Genomic DNA, 15,996 nt, shown 5'->3' with positions numbered 1-15,996 from the left:
AACGATAGCAGCTAAAAGTATGTGGCAACGATTATAACAGCTGCACCAGTTTTGCGAACCATTTTCAGCCTCACATTGCACATAACATAAAGTTATGCGAGACGAAATATATCATTATAAAAAGTCATTATCCCTATAACCCAAAGCTCAGTACGATAGAGTCATACTTGGTTAGGAAGGCCAATTATTTGTTATCAAATAACCATCATACACAACAAGGAGTCGTTAATGTTATACGCCTATCCCAATACTGAAAACAGTCCCGTCCAATTCCGCCAAAAATATGACAACTTCATCAATGGTGAGTGGGTTGCGCCCATCGATGGCGAGTACTTTGACAACACAAGCCCCATTGATGGTAAGACCATTTGCCAAGTGGCTCGCTCAAAACCTGCTGATATCGAAAAAGCCCTAGATGCCGCCCATGCTGCAAAAGACGCTTGGGGCAAAACCAGCGTTGCTGAACGCGCCAATTTACTGCTAAAAATCGCTGACAAGATGGAAGCCAATCTAGAAGCTATCGCGATTGCCGAATGCTATGAAAATGGTAAAGCAGTTCGCGAAACACTTGCCGCCGACATTCCTTTAGCCATCGATCACTTTCGCTACTTTGCCAGCGCCATTCGCGCCCAAGAAGGCGGCATCAGCCAAATTGATGAAGACACGGTTGCTTATCATTTTCACGAACCCCTTGGCGTTGTTGGTCAAATCATCCCATGGAATTTCCCGATTTTAATGGCCATCTGGAAGCTAGCGCCTGCCCTAGCCGCTGGTAACTGTATCGTGCTAAAGCCTGCTGAGCAAACGCCAGCGTCTGTCCTGTTCATGCTAGAGACCATCGGTATCGCTGATATTTTACCAAAGGGCGTCCTAAACGTGGTCAACGGCTTTGGGGTTGAAGCGGGTAAACCATTAGCCTCTAATCCTCGCATTAATAAAGTTGCCTTTACGGGTGAGACCACCACTGGTCGCCTCATTATGCAATACGCCAGTGAAAACATCATTCCAGTAACCCTAGAGCTGGGTGGTAAGAGTCCCAACATCTTCTTTGCTGATGTGATGGACGAAGACGATGACTTTTTAGATAAAGCAGTCGAAGGTCTGGTGATGTTTGCGCTAAACCAAGGGGAAGTCTGTACCTGTCCGTCGCGTGCGCTGGTACATGAAAGCATCTATGATGAGTTTATCAAGCGCTGTATCGAGCGTGTCAAAGCCATCAAAATGGGCAATCCATTAGACACTGATACCATGATTGGCGCGCAAGCAAGCTCAGACCAGCTAGAGAAGATCTTATCTTATCTTGATATCGGTAAAAAAGAAGGCGCTAAAGTATTAGTCGGTGGCGATCAGGCCAAGCACGACGGCGACTTATCAGACGGTTACTATGTCCAGCCGACGATCTTTGAAGGCACCAATGACATGCGCGTGTTCCAAGAAGAGATTTTCGGTCCGGTACTTGCTGTCACGACCTTTAAAGATGACGAGGAGGCCATGCAAATTGCCAATGACACCTTGTATGGGTTAGGCGCTGGCGTTTGGACACGTAGTGTGCACAAGGCCTATCGCTTCGGCCGTGGCATTCAAGCAGGCCGCGTATGGACCAACTGTTATCACGTTTATCCATCACACGCTGCCTTCGGTGGTTACAAGCAGTCAGGTATCGGCCGCGAAAACCATTTAATGATGCTCGATCATTATCAACAAACCAAAAACATGCTGGTCTCTTATAGTCCAAAAGCGATGGGCTTCTTTTAATCGGGTGACTTTTCAAAGCACTTTATGGCAACACCATAAAGTGCCTAATTGAGACCATCACAACTTACCACTGAAGAGCGACTGATAAGGAGAGGTAACGTGAGTAACAAAATGAAAGCGGCCGTGCTACATGAATTCGGACAACCCTTACAAATTGAAGAAGTGGAGATCCCAACCCCAGGCGCTGGTCAAATCGTCGTCAAAATGCAAGCATCAGGGGTCTGTCACACCGATCTGCATGCAGTTAAGGGCGATTGGCCGGTGAAACCGACGCCTCCCTTTATTCCCGGACACGAGGGGGTTGGAGTTATCACTGCCGTTGGCGAAAATGTAGATCACGTCAAAGAAGGTGACCGCGTCGGTGTGCCGTGGCTCCACTCTGCTTGCGGCCACTGTACTCATTGCTTGGGTGGCTGGGAAACCTTGTGTGAGCAGCAAGAAAATTCGGGTTACTCGGTAAACGGCAGTTTTGCTGAGTATGTCCTAGCAGATGCCAACTATGTCGGCATTATCCCTGAGAGTGTCGATTCTATTGAGATTGCACCCGTTTTATGTGCAGGTGTCACTGTCTATAAAGGTCTCAAAATGACCGATACCAAGCCTGGCGACTGGGTGGTGATCTCAGGTATCGGTGGACTTGGTCATATGGCCGTTCAATACGCTATTGCTATGGGTCTCAATGTGGCGGCTGTCGATGTTGATGACGAGAAGCTTGAGTTCGCCAAAAAACTGGGAGCAAAAGTGGCTGTTAATGCGACAAACACCGATCCGGGTGAGTTTTTGCAAGAAGAGATCGGCGGTGCTCATGGCGCATTAGTGACAGCTGTATCCACCAAAGCATTTGACCAAGCACTGAGTATGCTGCGACGCGGTGGCACTTTAGTGTGTAATGGGCTACCAGCTGGCGACTTCCCCGTATCCATCTTTGATACTGTTTTGAACGGTATCACCATTCGTGGTTCCATCGTGGGTACCCGTCTGGACTTACAAGAGTCATTAGAGATGGCCGCCGCAGGCAAAGTAAAAGCGACCGTTGCCGCTGAGCCATTAGAAAATATCAATGACATTTTTCAGCGTATGCGTGACGGTAAAATCGAGGGTCGGATTGTCATTGTCTACAGTATGTAGCCGTACATGGTGACACCTTGATACTACTTTAGTGACTCACACGTCTGATCATAAACAACAGGTCGTATCGGTTTCAATCACATGCTATAAATGGTGTGAGTGAAGGCGATGCGACTTTTTATATGGTGACTCAGTATAAAGGTGAGTGACATGAACGCTCTCTCACATAAACACTCTTTCAAGATAAGGAAATCATTATGAAAGTGACCGCGACAGAATCCTGCAAAGCATTAATCGAGCTACTAAAATCCAAACACGGCGAGCTGATGTTTCATCAATCAGGAGGCTGCTGCGATGGCAGCTCACCCATGTGCTATCCACTCGGAGAGTTTAAAGTCGGCGCTCAAGATGTGTTGGTCGGCGAGCTGGTTGGCTGTCCGTTTTATATGGGCAAAGCCCAGTACAAGCTATGGCAACATACCGATCTGACGATCGATGTCGTAAAAGGCCGCGGCGCTAGCTTTTCACTAGAGATACCTGAGGGCAAACGGTTTATCGTGCGCTCAGAAGTGTGTTCGGTATAAATTTGTGTGCAGCAAAGCATAAACCATTCATCAACCTAACGTCGCTGCACGCTTCTATCACATTACCTTTTGCCAAATAGACACCACTTAGTCATTTTTATTTTATTATTTCAGCAAAATAATAGATACTGTAAAGCGTACCTATTTTCATGAGCATGGATGCTACAAGGAATATAAAATGGAACTTGACTCAACATTTGATTATGTCATCGTTGGTGGTGGCTCTGCAGGCTGTGTACTTGCCAGCCGCCTCACCGAAGACCCAGACATCAGTGTCTGCTTATTAGAATACGGCGGTGATGGTAAAGACCTTGCGGTACGTGTCCCTGCCGGACTGATCCTTTTGGTTCCGGGCAAACCGCTTAAACTGAACAATTGGTGTTTTCACACCACGCCCCAAACTCATCTCAATAACCGTCGTGGTTTCCAGCCGCGTGGCCAGTGCTTGGGCGGTTCCTCTGCTATCAACGCCATGATTTATACCCGTGGCAGTGCGCTTGACTATGAACGCTGGGTAGAACAAGGCTGCACAGGATGGGGGTTTGATGATGTGCTACCGTACTTTATCAAAGCTGAAAACAACATCCACGGTAGCGACGCCTTACATGGCGATAGTGGACCACTACATGTTAGTGACTTACTCAGTCCGCGAGACATCTCAAAAGCATTTGTAGAAGCCGCCATTGCCAACGGTTTGGACCATAACACAGACTTCAATAGCGAAAAGCAAGACGGCGCAGGCTTATACCAAGTCACTCACTTTCATGGAGAAAAACAAGGTGAACGCTGCTCTGCCGCTGCTGCCTACTTACATCCCGTCCAAAGCCGTTCAAACCTCACCGTCATTACTCACGCGCAAGTCAATCGTGTCATCATTGAAAACAAACAAGCGACTGGTGTCATCTATGAAAAAGATGGCGTAGAACACACCATCAACGCGCGTCATGAAGTTCTCTTAGCAGGGGGCGCGTTTGGTTCGCCCAAGATTCTAATGCTCTCAGGTATCGGCCCTGCCGACCATTTACAAACTCACGGCATCGATGTCGTGGTAGATGCGCCTGACGTCGGTGGCAATCTGCAAGATCATTTGGATGTGGTCTTTGATTACGAGGTCAATACCACCGATGTCATCGGACTTGGTATGGCAACGATTACCAACTTAACCAAAGCCATTCGACAATGGAGGAAGGATGGCACAGGCTTATTGTCTACCAATTATGCAGAAGCAGGCGCATTCTTCAGTGTCGGCGATGATCCAAAAGAATGGCCCAATACCCAGCTTCATTTTGTCATCTCGCGTGTGATCGAACATGGCCGCGATCTCAGGCGTGGTTTTGCCGTTTCTTGCCACTCCTGCTACTTACGCCCTGAGAGCCGAGGTACCGTTAGACTTGCGTCAGCCGACCCATCAGAGGCCGTCTTGATTGATCCAAACTACCTATCGCACCCTAAAGACGTAGAGTACATGGTAGCTGGTGCTGAACGTACCCGCGCTATCATGCAAGAGTCGCCAATGGCCAAATATATCACTGAGGACTACCCTGCCCCCTATATCGAAAAAGACGGCCTGCTTGGTTATATCCGAAACAAGTCAGACACCATCTATCATCCTATAGGCACTTGCCGTATGGGGTCAGATGACAGCTCAGTGGTCGATTTAGAACTAAAAGTGCGCGGGATTAGCGGATTACGGGTCATCGATGCCTCCGTAATGCCGACACTCATTAGCGCCAATACCAATGCGCCAACCATTATGATCGCTGAAAAAATAGCGGACCTTATCAAGGAAAAGCATGGTTATAATGAGCAGGCTTCTGCATAAAACGCTATAAAACACATAGCTTTTGACTGTGTGAAAGTAACTCGGGTGGTGATAAACAGATTAGTTAAAACAGTGAGAAAGCATTAAGTAATTTTATCTAATCAACGTTCACCACACCGCGACATTTAGGAAACTGGCTACAACCAAAAAAGCTCTGACCTTGCCGCTGACCTTTTTTTGCAACACGTTTGACCATCGCGCCGTTGCATCTCGGGCAGGTTGGGGTTTGATTGAGTTTAGCAGTATGGTCTGTCGCCTCAAGTATCACAGGTTCATTCAGTTGTGGCTTAGACGCTACAATCTCAAATGGCGTGAGAAACACTTTATCAGCCATGTTGTGTGGTGTCATTATTTGCTGAGTATTCAGATTATTAATTGGCAAATCGCTAGGCTCAACCTCAGTTTGACCAGACCATCGCGGCACTTCTCTACTTTTTAGGACTTCCCTAGGTTTAGGTGTTGATTCAGGTATGGGCGCAGGTTTAATCTGTGAGTTAGGATTTGATGGCTGGTTTGGCGGCTTACTTGAGTTGCTATGCTTATCTTTTAGATAGGCTTTGTGCTGCCTGTTGGTGCGCCACGACTTGCTAAATTTATTGCTTTCAACCTGTTCAACGATGGATGTAACCTCGTCTTCGGTGAGTATCTTATCCTGCTTCTTCTTCACATAAGACACCATGCCACTCGTCAATACATGTTCAGGCAACTCGTCACGGGTTTTTAGCTCACATTCACCGATGAAAGCAATCATCGAATGAAAGTAGCACAGCTCCAATCCTAGTAAATCTGCGAGCGTCTTAATGTGCAAGTAGTTTTGGCGTAATGGGTTTTGGAATTTGAATTTACTTCCGTTTGGAAAGGACTGTGTCCACTGCTTTTGCTTCTCGCTACCGTATATCCAGCCTTTATAGTTTTTGGTTTCGATGACAAAGATGCCATATACGGAGACGATGATATGATCGATTTGCGTACTGCCGCCATTGGCTCGTGGCAAGGTAATACCGTTTAGTCGGTGATAAATATCTTTTTCAAGCTTTAGCCACATAGCGACGTTGATGACGGTTTCGCCGAGAAAGCCTTTAAAGGTGGATTTTAGGGACATGGTTTTATCTCAGTTCAATAACAAGACAAATGATCGCATTTAAGTAATTTATATGATAGATCTGACGTATCGGCAAGATAGATATTATTCCGAAATCTAAATATATTCTCAAAATTAATTAATGATTATGCTTAATATGTTGAACTAAATTGGCTGCAACTTCTATATAAGCTTTTGCATCACTATCAGTAAGATTAACTTCTTCTATGTGAGCGAGCTCATTTCTTAACTTTCGTAATTCGTTGAAAGATTTTAGCTGATTCTCGTCAATCACATTACATTGATGCAGGTAGTTACCTAACCTTACATTATTTCTAAATAGAGATGTATCTGAACTGCTCCAAAACGACGCTGCTTTACTTGCAGCCACAGTCTCAAGTTCAATCCATGCCTCCATAACAGCTGCTCTAGTAGAGAATGAAAGAATGTCCATTGCAGGTGACGTCACCTCTGAATTCTCTTCTATATCAGCCTCTAACTTCATTGCCTGTATCTGTTGAGAGAACTCCATTTCGAGTTCTTTAAATTTTAGTTTACGCATAAACGGAATTAAAGAAATAAATGGTTTATGTAAAAATATAAAACCAATTCCAATAGTAACTGGCCACGCCAATACCTTAACCAATTCAACTATGAATGTATATATATCCATTATTACCTACAAAATTAGTTTGTTTGCTGCCTTATTAAATGGCACATAATAGTTAATTATAATCATATTAATACTGAAGCACAGCAACTATCACATAGATAACTTCTTATCAAAAATAGTATATTCGTTACTATAGAAAGTGAGCAGTGCACGAGTAAAAAATAGCTCCAAAATTAAAAACCTAACCATAAAAAAAGAGCCACTAGATTTCTCTAGCAGCTCTTTCTCATTTAAAAAATAGTTAAGGCTTAATTACACCAAACTATTTACCGCTTCGACTACAGCATCAGTCGTAATACCAAACTCTTTATACAAATCGCTGGCAGGGGCAGACTCGCCATAAGTGGTCATACCGATGACTTTGCCATCTAGACCAACAAACTTATACCAGTAATCCACATGCGCGGCTTCTACTGCGACACGAGCACGGATGTTGGCAGGCAATACGGACGCGCGATAGCTAGCCTCTTGCTCGACGAAGATCTCTGCACATGGCATAGACACCACACGGACGCCAACGCCATTTGCGCTCAATGTTTCGTACGCTTCCATCGCAAGACCAACTTCTGAACCAGTGGCGATGATGATGGCTTGTAGCTCGCCCTGCTCTTTTGCCAGTACATAACCACCTTTGGTGATGTTCGCTACTTGCTCACTATCGCGCGCTTGATGTGGCAAGCTTTGACGGCTAAAGATCAATGCTGATGGGTTGTTTTCTGACTTGATTGCTTCTACCCAAGCGCTTGCAGACTCAGTCGCATCACATGGGCGCCATGTACGCAGATTTGGCGTGGTACGTAGGCTCGTCAATTGCTCAACTGGCTGATGCGTTGGGCCATCTTCACCCAGACCGATAGAGTCATGCGTGTAGACATGGATGATGCGCTGCTTCATTAGTGCACCCATGCGTACTGCGTTACGTGCGTATTCCATAAACATCAGGAATGTTGCTACGTAAGGGATAAAGCCGCCATGCAATGCAATACCATTGGCAATCGCGGTCATACCGAACTCACGTACGCCGTAATAGATATAGTTGCCGTCAGCGTCTTTTTCGATGCCTTTCGCGCCTTTGAATAGCGTAAGGTTCGAGCCAGCTAGATCCGCTGAACCGCCTAGCAATTCTGGCAATAATGGCTGCAAGCTGTTGATTGCATTTTGGCTCGCTTTACGACTAGCGACATCACCGCCCGCTTCTTGAGTTTGCTGAATATAGGCCTGTGCTTGGCTAGCAAAGTCAGCAGGCAACTCGCCATTTAGACGGCGCGATAGTTCTGCTGCAAGCTCTGGATAGGCTTTTTTATACGCTTCAAAGTCCGCATCCCAGTTCTTTTGTTGAACGTCGCCTTTGGCTTTAGCATCCCACGCTTCATAGATTTCATCATCTAATTCAAACGGTGCATGTTTCCAAGACAGTGCATCACGCGTCAAAGCGATTTCGTCATCACCAAGTGGTGCACCATGACTGGCCGCTAGACCTTGCTTGTTCGGGCTACCAGCACCGATGGTGGTTTTGCAAATAATCAAGCTTGGCTTAGTAGTCTCTGCAATCGCTTGCTCAGTTGCTTGCGTGATTGCATCAGTATCATGACCATCGACTTTGATGACTTGCCAGCCGTATGACTCAAAGCGCGCTTCGGTATCATCAGTGAACCAGCCTTCGACATTACCATCGATTGAGATACCGTTATCATCATAGAAGAATACCAGCTTGCCAAGGCCTAGCGTGCCTGCTAGCGAGCAGACTTCATGGCTGATACCTTCCATCAAGCAACCATCACCCAAGAACGCATAGGTATGATGATCAACGACGTTATGACCGTCACGGTTGAACTGTGCGGCTAGGGTTTTTTCTGCGATAGCAAAACCAACGGCATTGGCAATACCCTGTCCTAGTGGCCCTGTGGTGGTTTCAACGCCTGGTGTATAGCCAAGCTCAGGATGGCCTGGGGTTTTTGAATGCAGTTGGCGAAAGCCTTTTAGATCATCAACGCTGACATCATAGCCTGATAAATGCAGTAATGAATAAATAAGCATCGAGCCATGACCATTTGACAATACAAAGCGGTCGCGGTTGTGCCACTTCGGATCAGCTGGATTGTGCTTCAAAAATTTGCGCCACAAAACTTCGGCAATATCAGCCATACCCATTGGCGCACCCGGATGTCCAGAGTTGGCTTTTTGAACCGCGTCAAACGACAGTACACGGATGGCATTGGCTAGTTTACGTTCGCTAATTGGAGCTGGCATAGAGTGTCCTAATATTCGAATGAGTCGTATAAAGATAAGAGGAGAGTTTACTCAGAAGATCATCCATCAAAAGCGCAATCCGCACCTTTGATAGATAGGCTGTAAAATCAAGGTGCAATATTAACATATTTGCTATGCGTCAAGCCAAAAATGCGATGACAAGACCGTTTGTATTTAGCAATCACCTATATCAGTTTTGTTGAACAACGAGCAATGAATGATAAGTGGCAAGTATCAAACCACAAACTGCGAGTCACCTAAGTGACACGCAGGGTACATCATTAGAAAACTTATTAGGCTGAAATGCGCTCAACACCGCCCATAAACGGACGCAACACTTCTGGGACGGTAATACTACCATCGGCGTTTTGATGGTTTTCCATCACGGCTAATAACGTACGACCGACTGCTAAACCTGAGCCATTTAACGTGTGTGCCAGACTGGTTTGCTTACCATCTTTGACACGCGTACCCATACGCCGTGCTTGGAAGTCACCACAGTTTGAGCAGCTAGAGATTTCACGGTACATATCTTGGCTCGGCAACCACACTTCGATGTCGTAGGTTTTTTGCGCGGCAAAACCCATATCGCCAGTACATAGTTGTACAGTACGATACGGCAGGTTCAACTGCTGCAAAATATATTCAGCTTGTCCGGTCATGGCTTCTAGCAACTCATCAGACTGATCGCTGGTAGCAACATTCACCATTTCAACTTTTTCAAACTGATGCTGACGAATCAGACCACGCGTATCACGCCCGTGTGAGCCCGCTTCACTACGGAAACATGGCGTATGCGCGGTGAACTTTAGCGGAAGTTCTTTGATATCCAAACGCTCGCCGCGGACCAAATTGGTCATTGGTACTTCTGCTGTCGGAATGAGATAAAAATCCATCTCATCATTATTGGTGTGATTGGTTAATTTAAACAAGTCATCTTCAAACTTAGGCAACTGGCCGGTGCCTTTTAGGCTATCGCTGTTCACGATATAAGGCACATACGTTTCCGTATAGCCGTACTTGATGGTATGCGTGTTGAGCATAAACTGAATCAGTGCGCGATGCAGCTGCGCCAATTGACCTTTTAGCACGTTAAAACGGCTACCAGTCAACTTGGTCGCTGCCTCAAAATCAAGCATACCAAGCGTCTCACCGATATGTGTATGATCTTGAATCTCAAAATCAAACGTACGCGGCGTGCCCCACTTGCGCACTTCTACGTTATCGTCTTCTGAGCTACCAACTGGCACATCTGCCGCTGGGATATTTGGAATCTGTAATGCCGCGTGCGTGATACGTTCTTGCAAGGTCCGCAGCTCGTCTTCGGCCGTCTTAATCTCACCGCTGACACGTTGCATCTCAGCCAATAGCTCACTGGCATCTTCGCCTGATTTTTTTAGGGCGCCCACTTGTTTAGCCCCAGCATTACGGCGCGATTGCAACTCCTCGGTCTTGATTTGTAGTGATTTCCGCTCGTTTTCAATCGTCTGCCAGAACGCCATATCCAGCGCATAACCACGAGTGGCCAGCTGCTGTTGTAAATCGCTTAAATCGCCGCGTAAGAGTTTCGGATCAATCATAGTAGTTGCCTGTAACGCTAAAAGTGAGTAAAAGGTTAAAAAGTCTTATTAATATAATAGTCAGCTAGCTTGCTGGTAACGGGCTGTGATGTCCCGTTTTCACCAATATATCTTGTAGCCGCTATAATACCAAGACCCAGCAGATTTGACCATGTTTTGGCCGTTTTTGACTGGGTTTTCATCCATTTCTCTGAGGCTGCAACCCTATACTTTGACGCTTAACTCACCTAATAAGCCGCAACCATCTATATTGGAAGCACTAATATAGCGTCTAACCGTGAACCAGCTTGCTTATATGTTTCATTTAAGAGTACTTTTCGGTAAGATAAGCGCATACCATTCTTCCACTTCTAGCCAAGTGTGGCGTCGCTGCTTTAATTTGGCGATTTAAACCCAACGCTTTTAATACACGTATTTGAGAAACCTTTATGGCCCTGTACCCCTACACCCTACAACCTGTTGCCTTAAATCTAACCGAGGCTGAATTTCATCAAGCACAATATGAGCTATTTGCCAGTGCCAGCCCATCTTTTGGTCTAAAAAGCATCAAGATGAAAGAATGGATCATTATGGCGGTAGTCGTGTTTTTAGCGATCGCAGGGTTGGTCTTTGTCACAGGCTATTCAACCATTATTTTTTGGTTGATGCTGGTTGGTGTTGTGATCTATCTGCTGGCCCGCACCCTTGGTTTTAAGTGGTATGTCAAAAGAGAGTTTGAAAAACAAGTGGCCGATCAAGAAATGCCAGATGAAATGCGTCAAATGAAATTGGGCGTACAAAAGCATGGCTTAGTCATGGCAATGCCAAGCAATCAGCCTGATCTTATGAAGAACTCGCAAATGCGGGGCATGCAGATGCGTGCAGGCGCGACCCAGCAAGCGGTGATCCCATGGACGTCCATCAAAAGCTGGGATGAGACAGACGACTACATCTTTATGATGTTTGAGATGAAAGGTCAGCAAGGCAGCCAAATCGTGCCCAAACGCTTGCAAGCACAGAAGTTCCCAATCGACACCGTACGTCAGCATTTGCAGGAAGTGGTGCCAGTTAAAGGTTTAAACCCTGAAAACTTGCAGCCGCCTGCATAGAGTATCCAAAACCTCTTTGCCCCTCACGCACTAGAGGGCGGCAAAGGGGTGATGTTCTGCAATTTGCACAACCAATCATATCGTTGTATTTATCTAATTTAACTTATAGACAGTGTTTTGTTATGATAATAAGCATCAGAAGAAAGGTTGGATGGTAAACGCTTAGCACAGGTGACTAAGGTGATCTTTATACGGTTACTTTTTAGCGCTAAAAAGCGTTAATATATGAATGAGCGTAGCAATGATGCACGCGAGTTGCTACACTTCTAACCTTCTTTAAACTTTTTATACCAACACTCACACTATAAGGATAATATTATGAGTAATACTAATAATGCGACTAACCAAATTGGTCTAGAAAAAGCCGACATGAGCGAAGTTATTGCTAAGCTTAATAGTCTGTTATCAAGCTACCACATGTTCTATATCAACGTGCGTGGTTACCACTGGAACGTCAAAGGCGAGCATTTCTTTTCGCTCCATCCTAAGTTTGAAGAGCTCTATACCGACCTACAGCTACAAATTGACGAAATCGCAGAACGTATTTTAACGCTAGGTGGTACACCGCTTCATGCTTATAGCGACTTTGCTCAGCATACTAGCATTCAAGAAGATAAAAACGTGAAAGACGGCAGCACGTGTGTCAACGGCGTTGTCACAGGCTTGCAAGCACTGATCGAAGAACAACGTGATGTATCAGCACTAGCAGAAAAAGCCGAAGATCAAGGGACAGCCGATTTGGCTGACGAGTATGTACAACAGCAAGAGAAGCTGGTTTGGATGTATAACGCCTTTTTAGGTTAGTCCTAACGGTGATAAAATCTCTTAAGAATACTGACATTTAACCAGAAAAAAGCACCTAAATAGGTGCTTTTTTTGCTTTGGATGTTATTAAAGATAACGGTTTATTTTTGTATCCATTGGCGCATTTTCTCACGCTCAGCAGGTGTGGCTTGTAGCCAGATTTGCATAAATTGGTCCAGAGTACTGGTCGAGGATGCGGCGGTCGTGGTTTGCTGACTAACGCTTGTACTAGTATTGACCTTGCTTTGCGACGTGCCAGCTGGTTGACCTAGCGCTGCTATCGCACGCTGATTTTGTAGTTCAGCGTCACCTGCGCCCCCAAACACGCCACCTAACGCCTTACCCAGTCCTGACAGTAATCCACCTTGATTGCCTATCATACCTTGCTGACTTGCGATGACCGTGTTGCCCTGTTGCACAGCCAGCGTTGGACGCTCAGCATACTCTTTAGCCGCTTCATATTTTTCTGGCTGATTGAGCAGGGTTAGACGATAGGTTTGATTGTCAGCCAAGTCTGCCGTGACACTCACATTACCTGAGCGCAAATAGTCATGTTCGTCACGGCGCAAGTTATATAAACGATCATATTTAGCAGTAATAGCGTGTTGACCAGGCTGAAGCGTAAACTCCTTCATCAGTGGTTGGAACGCACTTTGCTGGACTTCTTGCCCATTAATGGCGGTTACTTTTATATGGTCATCAACCAATAAGGTGACAGCTGCCTGTGACAGCATAGGAATAGAGGCGGCGCCCATAAGCAACGTGCTGATGGCCATTTTTTTTAGCAAAGAAGCGTTTGATTTCATAGTTTATTCCATTAATAGTAAAAGCGTTTTGGATAGAAAAATTTGTGTTCTTAATGCTAAAAATCGAGAGGCATCGTGTGCTGGTCTTGATCCACTGTGTCGTTGTCTCCCTGCGTCTCTTGCGCAATATCAGCCAGCTCTGCCGCCAGTGTCTGCTCATCAATAGTACGTAACGCATCACTGATAACGGCTTTAGAGATATTACTGCGACCAAGGTTAGAGAACATCGGCTGAATGTAGTTGAGCACGTCCATCATTGCCCCGATACGATGCGGCCCCTCCGTGAGCAAATGATCAATAATGCGATCATCAAACTGCCAACCCCGTCGGCGCAAAATAGACTGCAGTAGCGCCTGTCGATCAGCTAAGTCATGACCATTCGGTACTTTAAACGTTGGAGCTTGTGCCAGACGGGTCAGCAAGTCTCTTAGCTGAAAGGGTAACTCACCAGCAGGCTTATTGGCGGCAAACAGTAACTGACGCTGCCCTTCCCGACTGCGATTGATAAGGTGAAATAAAGCTTCTTGCCACTGGCTACTTTGCTCAAGCACTTCTAAATCATCAATCGCTATCAGATCAAAGTTCTCTAAAGAGGAAAGTACGTGAACATCGGTATGAATCAGCTCATTAAGGGACAAGCAAATTGCCGACTTGTCCATCTCAATAAAGGACTCACAAATAGCGGATAGTAAGTGTGACTTACCAGTAGCAGGACTGCCAAACAGATACAACTGACCAATCAGACCGACATGTAGCTGCCGAACTGCATCAATAATCGACATCCAACCAGGACCGGCAAAGTCGCTTAAACTTGCATCATGCTTTATGTCCAGATTGAGACTTAGCTGTGCTTCTGCCATGAATCATCAACTCGTGTTGCGTAATGCAATATAAAAAGGATAAATTATTAATAGCTTTCGTGGTACCACTCTGACACTACTGGGTGCAAACTTACGGCGTTCACATGCGACCTGCCACCCTGCATAAATCAGAAAATTGCTTTATCAAAACAAGGCTTGTAAAGAGCTCACTCAATAACAACTCATGCTATTAACACTGCGCCTATATATAACATATTTGCAAAATGACTGACAAGTCTTTTACTGACTAAGCTTTATTAAACCCTATGGGGCTGACTGACACTTATCTGTGGTTTTCTCACTACGCTATTGATTTCAAAACAAATCGCTTATTACTTTTCAAATAAAACCAGTTGTTTACGGCCTTTATAAAAATCAGTTGAGCGATAATAAGCGTACAAGTGACGGAACAATACGTTAAGCACAGCAGAGACAGGCAGCGCAATCAGCATACCAACAAAACCTAACAAACTTGCGCCTGCTAACACCGCAAAGATAACCCACAGCGGTGATAGGCCAATTTTATCGCCCAACAGCAGTGGCTGTAGAACATAGCCTTCCGCTGCTTGTCCCACCAAAAACGCCCCAACGATCAGTGACAAATACGTCCAATCTAACCCAAACTGAAATAGACAAGCGATGATTGCAGCGACAAAGCCAATACCAAAGCCTAAATAAGGCACAAAGCTGGCGATACCTGCAGCCATACCAATGATAAGCCCAAGCTCAAGCCCGATAAGCTGAAGCTGTATCGCATAAATGGCCCCTAATAATACCATCACCAACAACTGACCTTTAATAAAAGCCATCAGCGCACGATCACACTCTTGGGCAATATTGACAACTTGTTTACAGTAAGGCGCAGGAATCGACATCTTCCATGTTTGCAAACGCTGATCCCAATTGAATAAAAAATAAAAAGTCAGAATTGGTACCAACACAATGAGTCCGGCATTGTTGATAAAGTTCATACTCGAGGCAATGATTTGGCTCATCATGGTACTGGCATCTGCGAACTTGTAATTCGTTTGCATGTAATCTACCAAGGTATCAGAAAACCCTTTGGCCTCTAGTACTGGTAGATTAATGCGACTGTTATTAACGACCCACTCACGTATTACTTGATTGTACCAATTTAACACTTTTGGCAAGTACTCCCACGCTGCTTGCAACTGATGCCACAATGTTGGTATCAACCACCATAAGAGCAACGCCATGCCCAAAGTGATGGTAGAGTAAACAATGATAATCGCCACCCAGCGCTTAAGGTACCTCGATAAGCGCTTAACCAGCGGATTGAACAAATAAGCGAGTACGAATGCAAAAACAAACGGTACAATGACTGGCATCATCAAATACAGTAAAAAAACCGCCACCGCCAAACCAACGACAATAAATAAACGCCGAAAAAAGGGATCTATTGGTTGGTTTATCATAATAAGAAATCCTATGATTAGGCTGAGTTAAAACAGGAGTGTGAGTACGGTCTGGGTGTCTGCTTGAGCAATGTCTATACAGCGACAACTGTCCGACAACGAACCGTTATTGACCGTAAATTTATTGTTTCATTATCGCAGAGTCCAACAAAAAATCAGTCATTTTTTTGTTGCTTAACTTTTTATTGA

13 protein-coding genes are annotated in these 15,996 nt (G+C 45.3%); 6 read left to right on the top strand and 7 right to left on the bottom strand.

Annotation, left to right across the window (positions count from 1 at the left end; all coding sequences use genetic code 11):
* Nucleotides 1–228 precede the first annotated feature (228 nt).
* The 4 genes from exaC to JFC06_RS03655 all read left to right on the top strand — a co-directional run bounded on the left by exaC (nt 229) and on the right by JFC06_RS03655 (nt 5,229).
* Nucleotides 229–1,755, top strand: a complete 1,527-nt coding sequence (gene exaC, locus JFC06_RS03670) for an acetaldehyde dehydrogenase ExaC (protein ID WP_198334009.1) — start codon at nt 229–231, stop codon at nt 1,753–1,755.
* A gap of 99 nt (nt 1,756–1,854) precedes the next feature.
* Nucleotides 1,855–2,883 (top strand): alcohol dehydrogenase AdhP, encoded by a 1,029-nt coding sequence (adhP, locus tag JFC06_RS03665; RefSeq protein ID WP_198334008.1) that lies wholly within the window; start codon nt 1,855–1,857, stop codon nt 2,881–2,883.
* Nucleotides 2,884–3,080: 197 nt separating this feature from the next.
* Entirely contained in the window at nt 3,081–3,407 is a 327-nt protein-coding gene (locus JFC06_RS03660) for a DUF779 domain-containing protein (RefSeq protein WP_193004896.1), read from the top strand.
* A 178-nt stretch (nt 3,408–3,585) separates the two neighbouring features.
* Nucleotides 3,586–5,229: a GMC family oxidoreductase gene (locus JFC06_RS03655; protein WP_198334007.1), complete on the top strand. Its 1,644-nt coding sequence runs from the start codon at nt 3,586–3,588 to the stop codon at nt 5,227–5,229.
* Nucleotides 5,230–5,326: 97 nt separating this feature from the next.
* Here JFC06_RS03655 and JFC06_RS03650 read toward each other — a convergent pair whose 3' ends face one another.
* From JFC06_RS03650 to serS, 4 genes are all read right to left on the bottom strand, one after another.
* Nucleotides 5,327–6,331, bottom strand: coding sequence for a nuclease-related domain-containing protein (locus JFC06_RS03650; RefSeq protein ID WP_198334006.1), 1,005 nt, complete (start codon nt 6,329–6,331; stop codon nt 5,327–5,329).
* 118 nt (nt 6,332–6,449) lie between these two features.
* Nucleotides 6,450–6,983 carry a hypothetical protein gene (locus JFC06_RS03645; RefSeq protein WP_198334005.1) on the bottom strand — a complete coding sequence of 178 codons (534 nt, stop codon included), beginning with the start codon at nt 6,981–6,983 and terminating at the stop codon, nt 6,450–6,452.
* A 252-nt stretch (nt 6,984–7,235) separates the two neighbouring features.
* Nucleotides 7,236–9,233, bottom strand: coding sequence for a transketolase (gene tkt, locus JFC06_RS03640; RefSeq protein ID WP_198334004.1), 1,998 nt, complete (start codon nt 9,231–9,233; stop codon nt 7,236–7,238).
* A 293-nt stretch (nt 9,234–9,526) separates the two neighbouring features.
* Nucleotides 9,527–10,813 carry a serine--tRNA ligase gene (gene serS, locus JFC06_RS03635; protein WP_198334003.1) on the bottom strand — a complete coding sequence of 429 codons (1,287 nt, stop codon included), beginning with the start codon at nt 10,811–10,813 and terminating at the stop codon, nt 9,527–9,529.
* A gap of 428 nt (nt 10,814–11,241) precedes the next feature.
* Between serS and JFC06_RS03630 the strand changes: the two genes are divergently transcribed.
* A complete protein-coding gene (locus JFC06_RS03630) occupies nt 11,242–11,901 on the top strand; it encodes a YcxB family protein (protein WP_193006125.1) in 660 nt (219 codons plus the stop codon).
* Nucleotides 11,902–12,219: 318 nt separating this feature from the next.
* Nucleotides 12,220–12,705 carry a Dps family protein gene (locus JFC06_RS03625; protein ID WP_193006124.1) on the top strand — a complete coding sequence of 162 codons (486 nt, stop codon included), beginning with the start codon at nt 12,220–12,222 and terminating at the stop codon, nt 12,703–12,705.
* Between the two features lie 101 nt (nt 12,706–12,806).
* Here JFC06_RS03625 and JFC06_RS03620 read toward each other — a convergent pair whose 3' ends face one another.
* From JFC06_RS03620 to JFC06_RS03610, 3 genes are all read right to left on the bottom strand, one after another.
* Nucleotides 12,807–13,511 (bottom strand): DUF2057 family protein, encoded by a 705-nt coding sequence (locus JFC06_RS03620; RefSeq protein ID WP_198334002.1) that lies wholly within the window; start codon nt 13,509–13,511, stop codon nt 12,807–12,809.
* A 56-nt stretch (nt 13,512–13,567) separates the two neighbouring features.
* Nucleotides 13,568–14,371, bottom strand: a complete 804-nt coding sequence (gene hda / locus JFC06_RS03615) for a DnaA regulatory inactivator Hda (RefSeq protein WP_193006122.1) — start codon at nt 14,369–14,371, stop codon at nt 13,568–13,570.
* Nucleotides 14,372–14,703: 332 nt separating this feature from the next.
* Nucleotides 14,704–15,807: an AI-2E family transporter gene (locus tag JFC06_RS03610; RefSeq protein ID WP_198334001.1), complete on the bottom strand. Its 1,104-nt coding sequence runs from the start codon at nt 15,805–15,807 to the stop codon at nt 14,704–14,706.
* Nucleotides 15,808–15,996: the final 189 nt, after the last annotated feature.

Source organism: Psychrobacter namhaensis (assembly GCF_016107545.1).
Taxonomy (GTDB): Bacteria; Pseudomonadota; Gammaproteobacteria; order Pseudomonadales; family Moraxellaceae; genus Psychrobacter; species Psychrobacter namhaensis.
This window is presented reverse-complemented; position numbering and strand designations above follow the sequence as displayed.